Origin of the sequence: Acinetobacter sp. ANC 5414, assembly GCF_013004295.1 — a bacterium.
Classification (GTDB): domain Bacteria; phylum Pseudomonadota; class Gammaproteobacteria; order Pseudomonadales; family Moraxellaceae; genus Acinetobacter.
This window is the reverse complement of sequence record NZ_JABERM010000006.1, coordinates 38,326-55,538: the sequence shown is the minus strand read 5'-3', so window position 1 is coordinate 55,538 and position 17,213 is coordinate 38,326. Positions and strand designations below refer to the sequence as shown.

General features: G+C 40.3%; 17 protein-coding genes. 16 read left to right on the top strand and 1 reads right to left on the bottom strand.

Annotated elements, in window-relative coordinates:
* Position 1: 1 nt before the first annotated feature.
* Positions 2-1,069: a polysaccharide biosynthesis/export family protein gene (locus tag HLH18_RS04185; protein WP_250852369.1), complete on the bottom strand. Its 1,068-nt coding sequence runs from the start codon at positions 1,067-1,069 to the stop codon at positions 2-4.
* Positions 1,070-1,476: 407 nt separating this feature from the next.
* On the opposite strand from HLH18_RS04185, the gene tviB reads away from it, so the two are divergent.
* From tviB to HLH18_RS04105, 16 genes are all read left to right on the top strand, one after another.
* Positions 1,477-2,754, top strand: a complete 1,278-nt coding sequence (gene tviB / locus HLH18_RS04180; protein ID WP_171545867.1) for a Vi polysaccharide biosynthesis UDP-N-acetylglucosamine C-6 dehydrogenase TviB — start codon at positions 1,477-1,479, stop codon at positions 2,752-2,754.
* Positions 2,755-2,768: 14 nt separating this feature from the next.
* Positions 2,769-3,794: an NAD-dependent epimerase/dehydratase family protein gene (locus tag HLH18_RS04175; protein WP_171545866.1), complete on the top strand. Its 1,026-nt coding sequence runs from the start codon at positions 2,769-2,771 to the stop codon at positions 3,792-3,794.
* Positions 3,791-4,966, top strand: a complete 1,176-nt coding sequence (locus tag HLH18_RS04170) for a lipopolysaccharide biosynthesis protein (RefSeq protein WP_171545865.1) — start codon at positions 3,791-3,793, stop codon at positions 4,964-4,966. Before HLH18_RS04175 ends, HLH18_RS04170 begins: the two co-directional genes overlap by 4 nt.
* On the top strand, positions 4,963-5,577 hold the full coding sequence (locus HLH18_RS04165; protein ID WP_214647261.1) for an acyltransferase: 615 nt from the start codon (positions 4,963-4,965) through the stop codon (positions 5,575-5,577). The genes HLH18_RS04170 and HLH18_RS04165 overlap by 4 nt, the downstream gene beginning before the upstream one ends.
* A gap of 137 nt (positions 5,578-5,714) precedes the next feature.
* Complete coding sequence (locus tag HLH18_RS04160; protein WP_171545864.1) at positions 5,715-6,266, top strand: acyltransferase; 552 nt, start codon at positions 5,715-5,717, stop codon at positions 6,264-6,266.
* A gap of 23 nt (positions 6,267-6,289) precedes the next feature.
* Positions 6,290-7,408 (top strand): glycosyltransferase, encoded by a 1,119-nt coding sequence (locus HLH18_RS04155; protein WP_171545863.1) that lies wholly within the window; start codon positions 6,290-6,292, stop codon positions 7,406-7,408.
* The gene (locus HLH18_RS04150; protein WP_171545862.1) at positions 7,405-8,493 is read left to right on the top strand and encodes a glycosyltransferase; all 1,089 of its coding nucleotides are present in this window, start codon (positions 7,405-7,407) and stop codon (positions 8,491-8,493) included. Before HLH18_RS04155 ends, HLH18_RS04150 begins: the two co-directional genes overlap by 4 nt.
* A 2-nt stretch (positions 8,494-8,495) precedes the next feature.
* A complete protein-coding gene (locus HLH18_RS04145; protein WP_171545861.1) occupies positions 8,496-9,635 on the top strand; it encodes a glycosyltransferase family 4 protein in 1,140 nt (379 codons plus the stop codon).
* Complete coding sequence (locus HLH18_RS04140; protein ID WP_171545860.1) at positions 9,635-10,243, top strand: sugar transferase; 609 nt, start codon at positions 9,635-9,637, stop codon at positions 10,241-10,243. Before HLH18_RS04145 ends, HLH18_RS04140 begins: the two co-directional genes overlap by 1 nt.
* Positions 10,236-10,892 carry a NeuD/PglB/VioB family sugar acetyltransferase gene (locus tag HLH18_RS04135; protein ID WP_171545859.1) on the top strand — a complete coding sequence of 219 codons (657 nt, stop codon included), beginning with the start codon at positions 10,236-10,238 and terminating at the stop codon, positions 10,890-10,892. Before HLH18_RS04140 ends, HLH18_RS04135 begins: the two co-directional genes overlap by 8 nt.
* Positions 10,893-10,914: 22 nt before the next feature.
* A complete protein-coding gene (locus HLH18_RS04130; RefSeq protein ID WP_171545858.1) occupies positions 10,915-12,084 on the top strand; it encodes a DegT/DnrJ/EryC1/StrS family aminotransferase in 1,170 nt (389 codons plus the stop codon).
* Between the two features lie 62 nt (positions 12,085-12,146).
* Positions 12,147-14,015: a polysaccharide biosynthesis protein gene (locus tag HLH18_RS04125; protein ID WP_171545857.1), complete on the top strand. Its 1,869-nt coding sequence runs from the start codon at positions 12,147-12,149 to the stop codon at positions 14,013-14,015.
* A gap of 126 nt (positions 14,016-14,141) precedes the next feature.
* Complete coding sequence (rfbB, locus tag HLH18_RS04120; protein ID WP_171545856.1) at positions 14,142-15,194, top strand: dTDP-glucose 4,6-dehydratase; 1,053 nt, start codon at positions 14,142-14,144, stop codon at positions 15,192-15,194.
* A gap of 9 nt (positions 15,195-15,203) precedes the next feature.
* Positions 15,204-16,082, top strand: a complete 879-nt coding sequence (rfbA, locus tag HLH18_RS04115) for a glucose-1-phosphate thymidylyltransferase RfbA (protein ID WP_171545855.1) — start codon at positions 15,204-15,206, stop codon at positions 16,080-16,082.
* Positions 16,079-16,480: a sugar 3,4-ketoisomerase gene (locus HLH18_RS04110; RefSeq protein ID WP_171545854.1), complete on the top strand. Its 402-nt coding sequence runs from the start codon at positions 16,079-16,081 to the stop codon at positions 16,478-16,480. The genes rfbA and HLH18_RS04110 overlap by 4 nt, the downstream gene beginning before the upstream one ends.
* The gene (locus tag HLH18_RS04105; protein ID WP_171545853.1) at positions 16,477-17,199 is read left to right on the top strand and encodes an N-acetyltransferase; all 723 of its coding nucleotides are present in this window, start codon (positions 16,477-16,479) and stop codon (positions 17,197-17,199) included. The genes HLH18_RS04110 and HLH18_RS04105 overlap by 4 nt, the downstream gene beginning before the upstream one ends.
* Positions 17,200-17,213: the final 14 nt, after the last annotated feature.

The window sequence follows — 17,213 nt, the reverse complement described above, 5'->3', positions numbered from 1 at the left end:
ATTAATTACCCGAATAATAGGCAGCATCAACAATGCTAGAAAAAGGAACTATTTGATTAATCACACGTTGCCAACGAGCAAGTCCAGTAGCATCGACATAGACAATATCATTCCTGCGCATTTTAAAATTATTGGCTAAACCAAAATCGCCAATGCTGGTCAAATCTAAATGATAAATTTCTGTCATCGGGTTATTTGGAGTGCTGCGCACCACATAGATTTTACTGCGGCTGGCAGAAAGAGGATTCAAGCCTAAGCTTTCACCTAACACATCACTTAAACTCATGCCTTGATCACGAAGCGAAACAGGTTGATTTTGTCCAGATTCACCCAGGACATAGATTCTTTGATTTTCTTTAGAATTGACATAGATCGTGTCATTTGGCTGAATTAATAAGTTATGTAACGAATAACCATTTTTTTCCAATTCAATACTGTTTAAATTGTAAATCTGTCCTTGACGTACCAACGTAATCGAAGTGTTATCACCATATTGTGTATTTACGCCGCCGGCCAAGCCCAATGCCGTATAGACACTTATGGGTTGGTCACTTAAGAAAAATTGACCTCCATTCATGACATTGCCTTGCACAGAAAAGCGCTGGCCTTGATAGGACAGTACACGTACTACTACATCAGGTGTTTTCAAATAGCGTGCAAGCTGAACTCGCAGTTCTTGATTGACTTGGGTTAAAGATTTTCCAGCAGCTTTATAGCGCCCAATGACAGGAAATTGAATATAGCCCTGCTGATCAATTTGATAGCCATTCGCTTGTGCAGAAAAATTGTTGCTTGCTGAATTATTTGGAGGTGTTATATCAGGATAAGCCCATAAATAAATAGAAAGAATATCGCCGGGACTTAAATGGTACTGGTTGTGCTTAACATTAAATAAATGCGCAAAGTTTTGCTGATTATACTGATCTGACTGAACTGCAGGAAGCGTTTCCTGAGATAAGCGGATGACATTGACTTGAGTGCCTAAATCGGTTTGATAAACTCCTTTTGAAGGTAAATCATAGGTTTGCAGACCAGAAGTAACTGCACAGCTAGTCACTCCCAATGTCATTGCGGCAATTAAACTGTAACGATAGAATTTCACTCTATAGAATCCCATTTATAAAAATTATTATGTGATGTCGCTATAATTTATTCATGTTACTAATTTAAATTTGTATTTTGTTATAGCGTTATTTTTCTTGAATATACCAAAAATAGGATTGAATGATAAGCTTTTTAATTTAAAAAATAGGGTACAAATTGTAAGAACTTTTCTCTGAATTATAGAAGTATAAATTTTTTTATTTATTATATTGATTTTTAATAATAAAACTTAAGAGGTGTAATTTTATTTTATAATCGATTGAGCTGGCAGGATAAGATTTTATACTAAAAAATGTCTTAAAATCTGCTATATTATAGGGCTGTTTATAACGTAATGATGATGAATAAAGCATCAATCACATAGGCTTCTATATGTTACAACTCTCTGAACTAAAAATAGCAATTATTGGTCTAGGTTATGTAGGACTACCTTTAGCTGTGGAGTTTGGAAAAAAAGTTCCAGTTGTTGGCTTTGATATTCACCAAAAACGCATTGATGAGCTGCGAAGCGGACAGGATCATACTTTAGAAGTCTCGCCTGAAGAATTAAAACAATCGACACATTTAAGCTATACCACGAGTTTGGATGACTTAAAAAGCTGTAATTTTTTTATTGTGACTGTGCCAACGCCAATTGATCAATATAAGCAACCTGATTTAACGCCATTGGTAAAAGCCTCCCAGAGTATTGGTCAAGTCTTGAAAAAAGGCGATATTGTGGTGTATGAATCAACAGTTTATCCGGGTGCGACCGAAGAAGTGTGTATTCCTGAATTAGAGAAAATTTCAGGTTTAAAATTTAATGAAGACTTTTTTGCTGGTTATAGTCCGGAACGTATTAATCCGGGCGACAAGCTGCACCGTGTGACCAATATTCTAAAAATTACCTCGGGTTCTACATTAGAAGTCGCTGACTTTGTGGATCAGGTTTATAACTTGATTATTGAAGCCGGGACACATAAAGCTGCAACTATTAAAGTCGCCGAAGCTGCAAAAGTGATTGAGAATACCCAACGTGATGTCAACATTGCACTGATTAATGAGCTGGCTTTAATTTTTAATAAAATGGGTATTGATACGGAAGCAGTTTTAGAAGCTGCGGGCACTAAATGGAACTTCTTACCGTTCCGTCCGGGTCTGGTCGGTGGCCACTGTATTGGGGTTGACCCGTACTACCTCACTCATAAAGCGCAAGCGATTGGTTATCACCCTGAAATTATTTTGGCAGGCCGTCGTCTGAATGATGGTATGGGCGCGTATGTGGTGACGCAGCTGGTCAAAGGTATGATCAAGAAAAAAATTCAGGTTGAAGGTGCTAAAGTTTTGGTACTTGGCTTAAGTTTTAAAGAAAACTGTCCAGATATTCGTAATACCCGAATTATCGATATCGTAAATGAATTGCAAGAATATCATGTCAATGTTGATGTTTATGATCCTTGGGTAGATGCTGCGGAAGCAGAGCATGAGTATGGTATCAGTCCTGTACAGTCTGTGGGAAAAGGTACTTATGACGCGGTGATCTTGGCAGTTGCACATGAGCAATTTAAAGATATGGGTGCTGAAGCGATCCGCGCACTTGGCAAGCCTGCACATGTGCTATATGACTTGAAATACGTACTGTCTCAAGCCGAATCTGACCTTCGCTTATAATAGGACATGCCCTTATGAATCAATATCAACAGGTATGTGAAACCCTGCAAGCTCAACCTAAAATATGGTTAGTCACAGGGGTTGCTGGCTTTATCGGCTCTAATTTATTAGAAACTTTATTAAAGTTAGATCAAACGGTTGTGGGTTTAGATAACTTTGCAACAGGTCATCAATATAATTTAGATCAAGTACAAGCTTTGGTGAGTCCTGAGCAATGGGCTAAATTTAAGTTTATTGAAGGTGATATCCGTCAATTCGCAGATTGTCAAAAAGCCTGTGCAGGTGTGGATTATGTCTTGCATGAAGCCGCGCTTGGCTCTGTACCGCGTTCCATTGCAGATCCGATCACCACTAATGAGACCAATATTAGCGGTTTCTTAAATATATTGACTGCTGCACGTGATACTGGTGTATCTAGCTTTACTTATGCAGCGAGCAGTTCAACTTATGGTGATCATCCTGCATTGCCAAAAGTCGAAGAAAACATTGGTAAGCCATTATCACCTTATGCAGTGACTAAATACGTGAATGAGCTGTATGCTGATGTATTTGCCAAAACCTATGGTTTTAAGGCGATTGGTTTACGTTACTTTAATGTGTTCGGTCAGCGTCAGGATCCAAACGGTGCCTATGCTGCGGTGATTCCAAAATGGACCGCAGCGATGATTGCCGGTGATGATGTGTTTATTAATGGTGATGGTGAAACCAGCCGTGATTTCTGCTTTATCGACAACACGATACAAGCCAATATTTTGGCAGCGACTACGCAAGACGAAGCAGCGAAAAACCAGGTTTATAATGTGGCAGTGGGTGACCGTACCACGCTGAATGACTTGTTTAATGCCATTAAAGTTGCGTTGAACGAAAATGACGTGAACTATGCCAAAGATGCTGTGTATCGTGAATTTCGTGCAGGCGATGTACGTCATTCACAAGCCAGCATTGCCAAAATTGAAAAGGCTTTGGGCTATGCACCTGAGTTCCGTATTGATGCCGGTATTCAATTGGCGATGCAGTGGTATGTGCAAAATCTGAAATGAGACTGGCACGTTTGGCCCATCAATATAAATCGATTGGCTTAATTACTTTAAGTTTATTAGTGGGTGCGATAATGACATTTATCGCACTTCCTTTTTTAACGCGCCTCTATTCTGTAAATGATTTTGGTCAGTATGGTGTGGCGTTGGCCTTCGTAAGTGTGTTATCCACGGTGGCGAATTTACGTCTCGATCAAGCCTTATTGGTGGCGAAGCCTGAACATCAAAAAAGCTTAATTTTTGAGAGCAGTGTTTTTTCACTGATTTTTTCAATTTTAAGTGCTGTGGTGATTGGCTTGATTTACGATGCGGAAATGGCAGTTGCCATTGCACTCGGTGTGTTTGCCAATACTCTCATTCAAAGTGTCTATAATTATAAATTTGCCCATGAAGCGGAGTGGTTTTGTGCAGGCTTAAATATTTTCCGCAGTCTGATTATTGTGGCGGTACAGCTCAGTCTGCCGTTGATGTTGAACATCAATTTACTCAATAGTTATAGCGTCAGTTCACTTGTCATGATCATGGTGCTGTTGATCTATGTGCTGAATCAGCATCTCTATCAAGTCAGTTGGAATGCCTTTAAAAATTATAAGGATTTTATTTTCAGTAATACCCCGCATGCTTTACTGAACAGTTTTTCGCATAATTTGCCATATTATGTGGTGGCGCATTTTGTTGGCTTTCAAGCGGTGGGTTTTTATTCCATTGTCGAGCGGACCTTGCGTGTGCCGATTAATTTGATGTCGCAAACCATTCGCCAGTTCTTTATCCGTAAATTCTATCAGCAGAATTCTGCTACTGAGGCTTTAAAAAACAGTGTCTTTTTAAGTCTTGTATCTTTACCTTTTTTTGCAATTTTCTTTGTGTTGCCTGAATCTTTTTATTTAATGATTTTTGGTCAAGCATGGCAGGGGATTGTTACATATTTCCAGATTTTAGCCTTGGGCTATTGGGCAGTCTTCTGTAATCCGCCAAGTTCGGCATATCTGATTGCCAAGCGCCAAAGCCATATTTTGTTTAAACTGCAAATTATCGAACTCATCATTAAATTTATTTTGTTTGCAGGGTTGTATTGGCTGTGTGCGGACAAACTGTATATGTTGCTTGCAGTGCCTGTTGCGCTGATCTTCTATAATTTTGCCATTTTAGCCGTGGTGTGGAGACGTCCAGAATGATCTTTTTTAAATGTTTAAAATTGCTGAACTGGTTCTCTGCACAGTGTCGCAAAAGCTTATATGGCATGGCTTTTGGCAGTCAGTTTAAATATTTTGGACGCCGAACCAAACTCGAAATTTCAGGCAAAGTCATCATCGGAAAAAATGTCTATATTGGCGATGATGTCACGCTGATTGTCGAGTCAGGCGCATCATTGATTATTGGTGATAACAGCTTTATTGGTGAAAGCTGTTACATCAAATGCTTTGGTGGAGAGATTGAAATTAGTCAAGATGTCAGCATTAATTCCAAATCCTTTTTAAATGGCTGCGGCGGTTTAAAAATTGGCAACAACACCCGTATCGGCACGCAAAGCATCATGATTGCCAGTAACCATAAGTTTGATGATCCCGAGGTTTTGGTGAAAGATCAAATTACCAAGCAGGGCATTGTGATTGGTGAAAATATTTGGTTTGGTGCAAGAGTGACAGTTTTGGATGGAGTCACGATTGCCGATAATAGCGTGATTGGGGCGTGTTCGTTGGTCAGTAAAAACATCACTGAAGCAGGCGTTTATGTAGGCATTCCTGCCAAGAAGCTGGAAAAGTCCTTACTGAAGTCAGTAGATTAAACCAAGATGTTGGGCAGTATCTGTCAGGCGCATTTTCGGTTAAAATAATCTGTCGAAAAAATGGGCTGATTAAAGCCCATTTTCTTTTGCTGTTTCACTTGAATTATTGCCTTTATCGGATCACATAGGTTTCAATCATGAGCTTTATCCGTGCTGTTTTTAATGCTGTCTTTGATTTGGTGTATTTTTTTGCCAAAGGCAGTGTGGCATACGCGCGAAAAAAAGGCGTGACCATTGGCAACAATTGCAGAATCTATATCCGCAGTTGGGGTTCTGAACCATTTTTGGTGAGTATGGGTGATGATGTTACCGTGACATCAGGAGTAAAATTTATTACCCATGATGGCAGTACCTGTTTGGTCAAAGATGAGCACGGCAAACGCTATCAACGCTTTGCCCCGATTCAAGTCGGTTCGCATGTGTTTATTGGGGTCAATACGATTGTGATGCCGGGTGTCATCATTGGTTCAAATGTGGTCATCGGTGCTGGTTCCGTGGTGACCAAAGACATTCCAGATAATTCAGTCGCCATTGGTGTGCCTGCCAAAGTCGTTTCAAGCTTTTCCGACTATCAAGCCAAAATCAAAGCCACTTGCGCCAGTGATTCTGAACTTGCAGGCATCACTGATTATGCCGAGCGTGTGCAGCGCGCAATTAAGCTACAAGCTCAAAAACAGTCCCATCATTAATCTCCCATTCATTAGGTTTCGTTATGCTGAATAAAGTCATGTTCTTTTTACCCACACTCGGTGGTGGCGGGGCAGAACGTACGGTCATTCAACTTGCCAACAGTTTTGCTGAGCAAGGTTTGCAGATCGATTTGGCCGTATGTAATTTGAATGGTGAAAAAGCGAAATTGCTTGCTGAAGTGAACAGTAAAATTCAGCTGATTAATTTTAATTGCGGGCGTGTGGCCAATGCCTTATTTCCACTAAAAAAGCGTTTACAAGAACAACAATATGATTGTGTGGTTGCCACACAAACCCATACTAATATTATTTGCGCTTTTGCCAAAAAATTGGCGAGGGTGAATACCAGACTGATTTTTAGAGAGGTATCCACACCTTCTAAAAATATGAAGCTTTCAGGCTTCAAGAAGTTTATTTTGACTAGTCTCATCAACTGGACGTATAACACGGCAGACCACGTCGTCTGTGTGTCGAATGGTGGCTTGGAAGATTTTCGTGAATATTATGGCTATCAAAAGCAAAATTTAATCACCATCTATAACCCTGTGATTGATGATGCCTATTTGGCAAAACTAAAAGCGCCTGTTGAGCATCGTTTCTTTCAGCCAGAACAGAAAGTAATTCTGGCGGTGGGACGTTTAACTGAAGCGAAAAATTTTGGCTTTTTGATTCGTTCTTTTGCGAAATTACATCAGCAACACCCTGAAACCCGTTTGCTGATTTTGGGCGAAGGCGAACTGCGTGCTGAGTTTGAAGCTTTGGTGAGCAGTTTGGGGTTGCAAGATGTGGTTGATTTACCGGGCTTCGATCCAAATCCTTATGCCTATTTAAAATATGCCGATTTATTTGTTTTAAGTTCAAATTGGGAAGGCTTGCCAGGTGTCTTAATTCAGGCCTTAGCCTCTAAAATTAAAGTGGTCAGCACCAATTGTCCAAGTGGTCCAATGGAAATTCTGGTGAACTCGAAATTTGGTTTATTGGTTGAATGTAATGATGTCGAGGGCATGGTTGCTGCGATGCAACGCGCGCTCTTCCAAAATTATGTCGAATATACCGATGCTGAATTTGAACAGCATTGCCAGCAATTTTATAAATCCAATGTGTTAAATCGCTATTTAATGATGATGGAGAACCCATCATGAACAAAGAATTGATGGTACATGTGATCACCAATTTTGCCGGTGTGGGTGGTGCCGAAATGATGCTGGCACGCCTGATCAAGCAAACGCAAAATGAATATGATCATGTGGTGATTTCATTGATGAAAACATCCGATGTCTATGCGGATACTTTGGCAATCTGTTCATCACATTATGCACTGGCCTGGAATGGTTTAAACAGTTTTAGTGTGCTTGCCAGACTTAAAAATTTATTAAAACAACTCGCACCAAAAACAGTGCAATGCTGGATGTATCATGCCAATGTGATGACCAGTCTCAGTGTGTTGGGCTTAGCGAATAAACCGAAGGTGTTTTGGGGTATCCATCACTCACTGGCTTCTCCAAAAGAAGAGTCGATAGCGACTAAATTATCTTTGGCAATCAGTAAAATGTTGTCAGCCAAACCTGCAGGCATTATCTACTGTGCGCATTCATCGTTACACCAACATCAGCAATATGGTCTGAATAACTCGAATACACAGGTGATTGCCAATGGTGTATCGCTAGATAAATTTCAGCCGAATCCTGTATTGCATGAGCCGATTGTGATTGGTTTTGCAGGGCGTTATCACACGGCAAAAGGCTATCCTTATTTATTTGAAACGATCGCCAAACTGAAAGATCAGCCGATTATTTTTAAAATTGCCGGCCAGGGTGCCCATTTAGACAATCCTGAAATCAAGGGCTATTTTGAGCAATATCAGCTCGATGAAAATCAAGTACAGTTACTCGATCAAATCTCCGATATGCCTGCGTTTTATCGATCGATTGATGCCTTCCTGCTGACTTCGATTACCGAAGGTTTTCCAAATGTTTTGGTCGAAGCGATGGCATCGGGTTTGCCATGTATCAGTACAGATGTCGGCGATGCCAAATATATCGTGCAGGAACTTGGCTCAATTGTTCCGCCACGTGATGCTGATGCTTTGGCAAAAGCAGTCATGGACTATGTTTATTTAAGTCCAAGCCAGAAGCTTGAACTGAAGCAGTTGACCCGTCAGCGTGTGGAACAAAATTTTAGTATCGAATATGTCAGTCAGCAGTATGTGGCAGCGTGGAGACAGTAGGCATGAAGTTTTTAATGATTTGTAGCTATCTTCCTTCAGCCTTGAATTTTAGGGGGAAACTGTTAGAAGCCATTCAAGCTAAAGGCTATGAAATTCATGTGTTCGCACCTGACTTAATTGACTTTGCTGATGAGTTAAATCAGCTGCAGCAATTGGGTTATCAGATTCATGAAATTCCAATGCAGCGCACTGGCACTAATCCGATCAAAGACTTGAATACATTGATGGAAATGTATCGTTTAATCCGTAAAGTTCAGCCAGATGTTGTATTGTCTTATACTATTAAGCCTGTGATTTACGGTACATTGGCGGCTTGGTTAGCGAAGGTTCCGAAACGTTTCGCACTGATTACCGGATTGGGTTATGCCTTTCAAAATGTCGAGTCGGGCAAGCGTAGTCTGTTTCAAAAAATGGTGCATGGCCTCTATGCGCAAGCCTTAAAACAGGCTGACAAAGTCTTTTTCCAAAATCCGGATGATCTTAAACTATTCCAAGATATGCATTTGCTTGAAGCCAATAAGCCGACAGTGGTGGTGAATGGTTCAGGGGTGAATGTGCAAGACTTTGAGGTTATGCCTTTGCCTTTAAATGAGCAAGGCATCGTCAAAGCCTCATTTTTGCTGATCGCCCGTCTTTTGGGGGACAAGGGCGTACGTGAATATGCCGAAGCAGCACGGATTATCAAAGCCAAATATCCCGAAACTGAATTTCATCTGGTCGGTTGGATTGATGATAATCCCTCTTCCATTTCGCAAGCTGAGCTGGATACATGGGTCAGTGAAAAAACGGTAAATTATTGGGGTAAACTCAGTGATGTGCGCCCTGCAATTGCGGCAAGTTCAGTCTATGTGTTGCCATCTTATCGTGAGGGTACACCGCGTACCGTGTTAGAAGCGATGGCGATGGGACGTGCGGTAATTACCACCGATGCGCCGGGTTGTCGTGAAACGGTATCAAATGGGTTGAATGGTTATTTGGTGGGGGTGAAATCGGTCGATGATCTTGTGAAAAGCATGCAATATTTTATTGAAGATCCAAAGTTGATCACCTATATGGGGCAGCGTTCACGTGAAATTGCATTGAATAAATATGATGTGCATCAAGTGAATAAACACATGATGACTGAAATGGAGATGATCTGATGCTGAAACGTGTCTGTGATGTAGTGATTGCATCCACCGCTTTATTGCTACTCTCTCCACTTTATGCTTATGTGGCTTATAAGGTACGTAAAAACTTGGGGTCGCCCGTATTATTTCGTCAGGTGCGTCCGGGGCTACATGGCAAGCCTTTTGAAATGATTAAATTCCGTAGCATGAAAGATGCAGTGGATGAAAACGGAAACTCATTACCCGATAGTGAACGTCTCACCCCATTTGGCAAAATGCTGCGTGCCACCAGTTTGGATGAAATGCCGGAACTGTGGAATGTGATCAAGGGTGAGATGAGCATTGTCGGACCACGCCCGTTGTTGATGGAATACTTGCCTTTATATAATGCTGAGCAGGCCAAACGCCATGACGTGCGTCCGGGCATGACCGGTCATGCACAGGTGAATGGTCGCAATGCCATTTCATGGGAAGAAAAGTTTAAGCTCGATACCTGGTATGTGGAAAATCAATCGCTTTGGCTGGACTTTAAAATTATGCTAAAAACAGTAAAAAAAGTGATTGCCAAAGATGACATTAGTGCCGAAGGCGAAGCGACTATGACCAAGTTCACTGGTTCGCCGGAACAGAAAAATGACTAAACTCTATGCGGTATATGGTGCATCGGGGTGCGGGCGCAGCCTGATGCCTGTGGCACATCAGCAATTGGCACGTGGAAATGACACATCAGAAATCGTGTTTATTGATGATGCTTTAAATGATATTCAAGTCGTGAATGGTCATCGCGCCATGAACTATCAAACTTTTTTAAATGAAGCTGTAGATGCCAAGTATGTGCAAATTGCGATTGCCAATAGCCGTGTGCGTGAAAAAATTGTGCAGCGTCTAGAGACGGATGGTATTTATTTATGGTCTGTGATTGCAGACAACGTGGTCTTAATGGATCAGGCTGAGATTGCAGAAGGCTGTGCCTTAAGTCCATTTGTCAGCATTACCTCAAATATTAAAATCGGCAAATGCTTCCATGCCAATTTATACAGCTATGTTGAGCATGATTGTGTGATTGGAGATTACGTTACTTTTGCGCCAGGCGTAAAATGTAACGGTAATATTCATATTGAAGATCATGCTTACATCGGTGCAGGCGCCGTGATAAAACAAGGCACACCCGATCAGCCTTTGGTGATTGGGCGCGGTGCGATTGTCGGGATGGGGGCTGTTGTCACCAAAAGTGTTCCTGCAGGCGTGACTGTGGTGGGCAATCCTGCTCGTATTCTCGAGCAAAAATAGATATTAAAGCTAGGAAAAATCCATGTTAAACACTGCATTTGAGCCGTGGCCAAGTTTCACCCAAGTTGAAGCAGATGCGGTTTCAAAAGTTCTATTGTCGAATAAAGTGAATTATTGGACAGGTCAGGAATGCCGTGAGTTCGAAAAAGAATTCGCACAGTTTGCAGGCACTGAATACGCCGTTGCTGTGGCAAATGGTACGGTAGCATTGGATTTAGCTCTCAAGGCACTCGATATTGGTCAACGGGATGATGTCATCGTCACCTCACGGACTTTCTTGGCATCAGCAAGCTCGATTGTTACTGCAGGAGCCAACCCAATTTTTGCCGATGTTGAACTGGATTCTCAGAATATTTCACGCCGTAGCATTGAAGCAGTCATCACGCCAAACACCAAAGCGATTATCTGTGTGCATTTAGCGGGCTGGATGTGTGATATGGATCCAATCATGCAATTGGCTGAAGAAAAAGGCTTATATGTGATTGAAGACTGTGCCCAAGCCCATGGTGCCATGTATAAAGGTAAATCTGCCGGTTCAATTGGTCATATTGGCGCATGGTCATTCTGCCAAGACAAGATCATGACCACAGGTGGTGAAGGTGGCATGGTCACCACCAATGATGAAAGCCTTTGGGAAAAAATGTGGTCGTACAAAGATCACGGCAAAAACTTTGACAGCATTTATAATAAACAACATCCACCGGGTTTCCGCTGGTTGCATGATTCTTTTGGTACTAACTGGCGCATGATGGAAATGCAGGCAGTGATCGGTCGTATTCAGCTGAAACAGATGCCGGAGTGGACTGCTAAACGTCTGGATAATATGCACAAAATTCAAAGTGCCTTTGCCAATAGCCCATATTTCACTGTCGCTCAACCCTCAAGTGATTATGTACATGCAGCTTATAAATGCTATGTACAAGTGAATATTGATGCTTTACCTGAAGGCTGGGCACGCGACCGTATCATGCAAGAAATTAACGGTTTAGGTGTGCCATGTTTTAGCGGTTCATGTTCAGAAGTGTATTTAGAAAAAGCCTTTGATGGAACAAAGTGGCGTCCGGCACAGCGTTTAGAAAATGCCAAACAGCTTGGTGAAACCAGTCTCATGTTCTTGGTACATCCAACTTTGTCTGAGCAAAGTATTAGCAAAACAGTGGATGCGATTCAGCAAGTCATCGCTAAAATCTAAACAGCAAAAGGGCGTATAATTTACGCCTTGTCCAATTTCCCAGACCTTACTTCGAGTCCTTTGTGAAAGACATTATCCGATCTATAGCATCATTACCGCGTCGCCAAAAACAAATCGTTTTGGTGTTGATGGATATTTGTGTTTTACCACTCATGATGTGGCTGGCTTATGCCATTCGTTTGGCACGTCCCAACGTGCAAGTGATGCAAGGTCTTGATGGCTGGTATGTGTATATTGGTATTTTTGGCATTCTGATTTTTGCCTTGCTTGGCATTTATAGTGCAATTGTCCGTTCATTTAATGAAGATTATTTGCTGCGGATCTCCATCGGCACATTTATTCAAATTGTTGCGTTGTATGCGATTAAAAAGTTAGATATCGCATTTATCCCAATGAGTATTCCGCTCATGTACGGCTTCATGCTGTTTTCTTACATGTGGTGGAGCCGTGCTGTCATTCGCTATGCAACGATTAAAACTTTTGCCAAAAAACAGACCCGTAAACGTGTGGCAATTTATGGGGCAGGGCTCGCAGGTCAACAAATTGCAGCAGCGTTAAATCGCTCAGATGATTATTTACCGGTATGTTTTATCGATGATAAAAAATCACTACAAGGCCAGTCCTTAAGTGGTTTGAAAATTTACTCACCCAAACGTGCTGCTACAAAATTCGGAAAATTTGCGATTGAAGAAATTCTTTTGGCAATGCCTTCAGTGGGGCGTGCGCGTAAAAAAGAAATTATTGAATCTTTTGATTCTGCTGACGTGAAAATTATGGAACTGCCAGGGGTAACCCAGCTGGTCGATGGTCGGGTGCAAATCTCGGATATCCGTGAAGTGGATATTATTGACTTACTTGGCCGTGATCCTGTTCCACCTAAACCGGAGCTGCTCGAGAAAAATATTACAAATAAAGTGGTAATGGTGACTGGAGCAGGGGGTTCGATTGGTTCCGAGCTTTGTCGTCAAATAGTGAAACATCAACCGAAACTTTTAGTGTTGTTTGAGATGTCGGAGTTTGCACTGTATTCGATTGATCGTGAACTACAAACCTCAGCTATAAAAGTTGTTCCTGTTCTGGGTTCTGTCACCAATCAGCAAAAACTGGAACGTATTATTGCCCAATACCAAGTACAAACGGTCTATCATGCAGCTGCGTATAAGCATGTGCCACTGGTTGAAGCCAATCCATTCGAAGGAATTTATAATACCTCGATTGGTACAGCGCGTAGTGTGGATGCTGCAGTGAATCAAGGTGTAGAAACCTTTGTATTGATTTCTACTGATAAAGCGGTGCGTCCGACCAATGTCATGGGCGCTTCTAAACGTATGGCAGAACTCTATTGCCAAGGTTTAGCGGCTACTAATCCTAAAACACAAATCAGTATTGTCCGTTTTGGTAATGTCTTGGGTTCATCAGGTTCTGTTGTGCCTTTGTTTAAAAAGCAGATTGCCCAAGGTGGACCCGTTACTGTTACTCATCCTGAAGTGACACGTTATTTTATGACCATACCTGAAGCTGCGCAGCTTGTCATTCAAGCTGGGGCCATGGGCACCGGTGGCGATGTGTTTTTGCTGGATATGGGTGAACCGGTGAAGATTATCGACCTCGCCAAACAGATGATTCGTTTAAGCGGTTTCCGTCCAATCGATGAAAATGGACTAGGGGATATTGAAATTCAGTTTACCGGATTGCGCCCTGGGGAAAAATTGTATGAAGAGCTTTTGATTGACCAAGAGAATGTTGAAAAGACAGGTCATGAGCGGATTTTGAAATCTTTTGAAAAACATATTTCACTAAATATGCTCCAGCCGATTTTTAAACAACTTGATAATATTGAAGAGAATCAAAAAAATCTCGAATGGTTATTGAATCAATTAGAATATTTTGTAGATGGATATAATTGTCGAAAAAGTGTACACATTAATTAGATTTTCGCTTATAATATTTATAAGTATCCCGAATTAAAAAATAATTAAAAAATAATTATATAAATTTCAAGTTATTTTTCAGCTAATTATTTTTTAGTCAATAAAGTGAAAAATGGGGCTAAATTTATGAAAATAATAATTACTGGAGGAGCAGGTTTTATAGGATCTGCAGTAATCCGTCACATTATTACTAATACAAATCATGAAGTATTAAATATAGATAAGTTAACGTATGCTGGTAATCTTGAATCGCTTAGCTTGGTGGATCAAAACCCTAGATATCATTTTAGTCAAACGGATATTTGTGACCGTATTGAAGTAGATAAATTATTCGAATTTTTTCAGCCTGATGCAGTGATGCACTTAGCAGCAGAGTCTCATGTGGATCGTTCAATTTCAGATCCTTATACATTTATTGAGACCAATATTATTGGAACCTATACTTTACTTGAAGTGGCGAGAAAGTATTGGTTGCAGTTAGATGAAAAGCATCGAGCTGAATTTAAGTTTCATCACATTTCAACAGATGAGGTGTATGGAGATTTGGAAGGAACGACAGATCTATTTACTGAAAAAACATCTTATGCCCCAAGCTCTCCTTATTCTGCAAGTAAAGCAAGCTCAGATCATTTAGTGCGTGCATGGTATCGAACTTATGGCCTGCCGACCATAGTGACCAATTGTTCAAATAATTATGGTTCTTATCATTTTCCTGAAAAGCTCATTCCTTTGGTGATCCTCAATGCTTTGGATGGTAAGTCTTTGCCTATTTATGGGAAAGGAGATCAGATTCGTGATTGGTTATTTGTTGAAGACCATGCTCGAGCTTTATATAAAGTCGTGACTGAAGGTGTTGTAGGAGAAACTTACAATATTGGTGGTCACAATGAAAAGAAAAATATAGAAGTGGTTAAAACCATTTGTAAAATATTGGATGAATTAAAGCCACAATCAAATGGTCAGCAATATGAATCACTGATTACATTTGTTAAAGACCGTCCTGGACATGATTTGCGTTATGCAATTGATGCTACAAAAATTGGTAATGAATTGGGATGGAAACCAAAAGAAAACTTTGAAACAGGTATTCTTAAAACTGTTAAATGGTATTTGAATAATTTAGATTGGTGCCGTCGAATTCAAGATGGTAGTTACCAACGTGAAAAATTAATTGGGTAGAAATGCATAATGAATACAAAGGGGATTATTTTAGCAGGTGGTTCGGGTACACGTTTATATCCAATTACTAAGGGTGTATCGAAGCAGTTACTTCCAATTTACGATAAGCCAATGGTTTACTATCCGCTATCTGTACTGATGCTGGCAGGTATTTGTGAAGTTTTGATTATTAGTACACCAGAAGATATTGATGACTTTAAACGATTATTAGGTGATGGTTCTCGATTAGGCATTGAATTAACTTACGCGGTTCAACCTAGTCCAGATGGTTTGGCTCAAGCATTTATTGTTGGAGAGGATTTTATTGGTGACAGTAATGTTTGCTTGGTTTTAGGTGATAATATTTTCTATGGTCAAGGTTTTACACCGATGTTGCATCAAGCTATTTCTCGCCAAAAAGGTGCAACCGTATTTGGTTATCAAGTCAAAGATCCTGAACGTTTTGGTGTGGTTGAATTTGACAGTGCGAAACGTGCAGTTTCAATCGAAGAAAAACCGAAATATCCAAAATCGAACTATGCTGTAACGGGGTTATATTTTTATGACAATGATGTTGTTGAAATTGCTAAAAAAGTAAAACCATCGGATCGTGGGGAGTTAGAAATTACAACAGTAAATCAAATATACTTAGAGCGAGGTGACTTAAATGTAGAGTTACTTGGTCGTGGATTTGCTTGGCTAGATACAGGAACTCATGCAAGTTTGTTAGAAGCTGCGCAATTTGTAGAAACCATTGAAAAGCGCCAAGGTTATAAGGTTGCATGTTTAGAAGAAATTGCTTTGAATAATGGATGGCTATCTAAAGAAAAAGTTTTAGAAATTGGTCAAAACATGAGTAAAAATGATTATGGACAATATTTGATTTCATTGATAGGTGAAGATTTATGAGTCTCGTAGAATGGATTCAACTTCCTAACTTTGGAGATCATAGAGGGGCTTTAGTCGTTGCTGAGGCTGATAAAAATATCCCTTTTGAGATTAAAAGACTCTATTATATTTTTGGTGTTCAAACTGATTTTCCACGTGGTTTTCATGCTCATAAAGAACTTCAGCAAATTGCTTTTTGTATTCAAGGCAGTTGTAGAATGTTGATGGATAACGGTATAGACAAGGAAGAGGTTTTGTTGAACCAATCTAACAAGGGATTAAAAATTCCCCCAATGGTTTGGCATGAAATGCATGACTTTTCACAAGACTGTATTGTGCTTGTGCTCGCAAACGAACATTACGATGAATTTGACTATATTCGTAATTATGAAGAATTTAAGATCAGGGAGTTAAAATGACAATACATCATACAGCTATTATATCTCCAAAAGCTAAAATTGGTGCAAATGTTGAAGTAGGACCAAGCACTATTATTTATGATAATGTAGAGATTGGTGATAATACGGTTATTGGAGCATTTTGTGAGATAGGTGTTGTAAATCATCTATCGCAAGGGTTGCCTTTGATTATTGGTAAGAATTCGAATATACGCTCTCATAGTATTTTTTACGAAGGTTCAACTTTTGAAGAAGGTTTGACAACTGGCCATCGAGTAACCGTGCGAGAGTTGGTGAAAGCAGGTAAAAATTTACAAATTGGTACTTTGTCGGATTTACAAGGACACTGTGAAATTGGGGATTATGTGAGATTTCATAGCAATGTTCATATTGGGCAACACAGTAAAATCGGTAATTTTGTTTGGATTTTCCCCTATGTGGTTTTAACAAATGACCCACATCCTCCAAGCAATACTATGTTGGGTGTAACAGTTGAAGATTATGCATTAATTGCAACTATGAGTGTAATTTTACCAGGAGCGGTAATTGCTGAAGGTTGCTTGATCGGAGCACATAGCTCAGTAAAAGGAAAAACTGAAAAGCATAGTATATATGTGGGTAGCCCAGCTAAAAACGTAGGTCCTACATCTAGGATTAAATTAGAAGATGGATCGGATGCATATCCTTGGACAAAGCATTTTAAAAGAGGTTATCCCGAGGATGTAATTAAGAACTGGTAATTTGAGTAAGGAAG

Coding starts and splice junctions, on each gene's coding strand:
- HLH18_RS04145 (WP_171545861.1), top strand. CDS start 8,496: ATGAAGTTTTTAATGATTTGTAGCTATCTTCCTTCAGCCTTGAATTTT.
- HLH18_RS04175 (WP_171545866.1), top strand. CDS start 2,769: ATGAATCAATATCAACAGGTATGTGAAACCCTGCAAGCTCAACCTAAA.
- HLH18_RS04140 (WP_171545860.1), top strand. CDS start 9,635: ATGCTGAAACGTGTCTGTGATGTAGTGATTGCATCCACCGCTTTATTG.
- HLH18_RS04185 (WP_250852369.1), bottom strand. CDS start 1,069: ATGACATTGGGAGTGACTAGCTGTGCAGTTACTTCTGGTCTGCAAACC.
- HLH18_RS04110 (WP_171545854.1), top strand. CDS start 16,079: ATGAGTCTCGTAGAATGGATTCAACTTCCTAACTTTGGAGATCATAGA.
- HLH18_RS04130 (WP_171545858.1), top strand. CDS start 10,915: ATGTTAAACACTGCATTTGAGCCGTGGCCAAGTTTCACCCAAGTTGAA.
- HLH18_RS04105 (WP_171545853.1), top strand. CDS start 16,477: ATGACAATACATCATACAGCTATTATATCTCCAAAAGCTAAAATTGGT.
- HLH18_RS04165 (WP_214647261.1), top strand. CDS start 4,963: ATGATCTTTTTTAAATGTTTAAAATTGCTGAACTGGTTCTCTGCACAG.
- rfbA (WP_171545855.1), top strand. CDS start 15,204: ATGAATACAAAGGGGATTATTTTAGCAGGTGGTTCGGGTACACGTTTA.
- HLH18_RS04135 (WP_171545859.1), top strand. CDS start 10,236: ATGACTAAACTCTATGCGGTATATGGTGCATCGGGGTGCGGGCGCAGC.
- HLH18_RS04170 (WP_171545865.1), top strand. CDS start 3,791: ATGAGACTGGCACGTTTGGCCCATCAATATAAATCGATTGGCTTAATT.
- tviB (WP_171545867.1), top strand. CDS start 1,477: ATGTTACAACTCTCTGAACTAAAAATAGCAATTATTGGTCTAGGTTAT.
- HLH18_RS04160 (WP_171545864.1), top strand. CDS start 5,715: ATGAGCTTTATCCGTGCTGTTTTTAATGCTGTCTTTGATTTGGTGTAT.
- rfbB (WP_171545856.1), top strand. CDS start 14,142: ATGAAAATAATAATTACTGGAGGAGCAGGTTTTATAGGATCTGCAGTA.
- HLH18_RS04150 (WP_171545862.1), top strand. CDS start 7,405: ATGAACAAAGAATTGATGGTACATGTGATCACCAATTTTGCCGGTGTG.
- HLH18_RS04155 (WP_171545863.1), top strand. CDS start 6,290: ATGCTGAATAAAGTCATGTTCTTTTTACCCACACTCGGTGGTGGCGGG.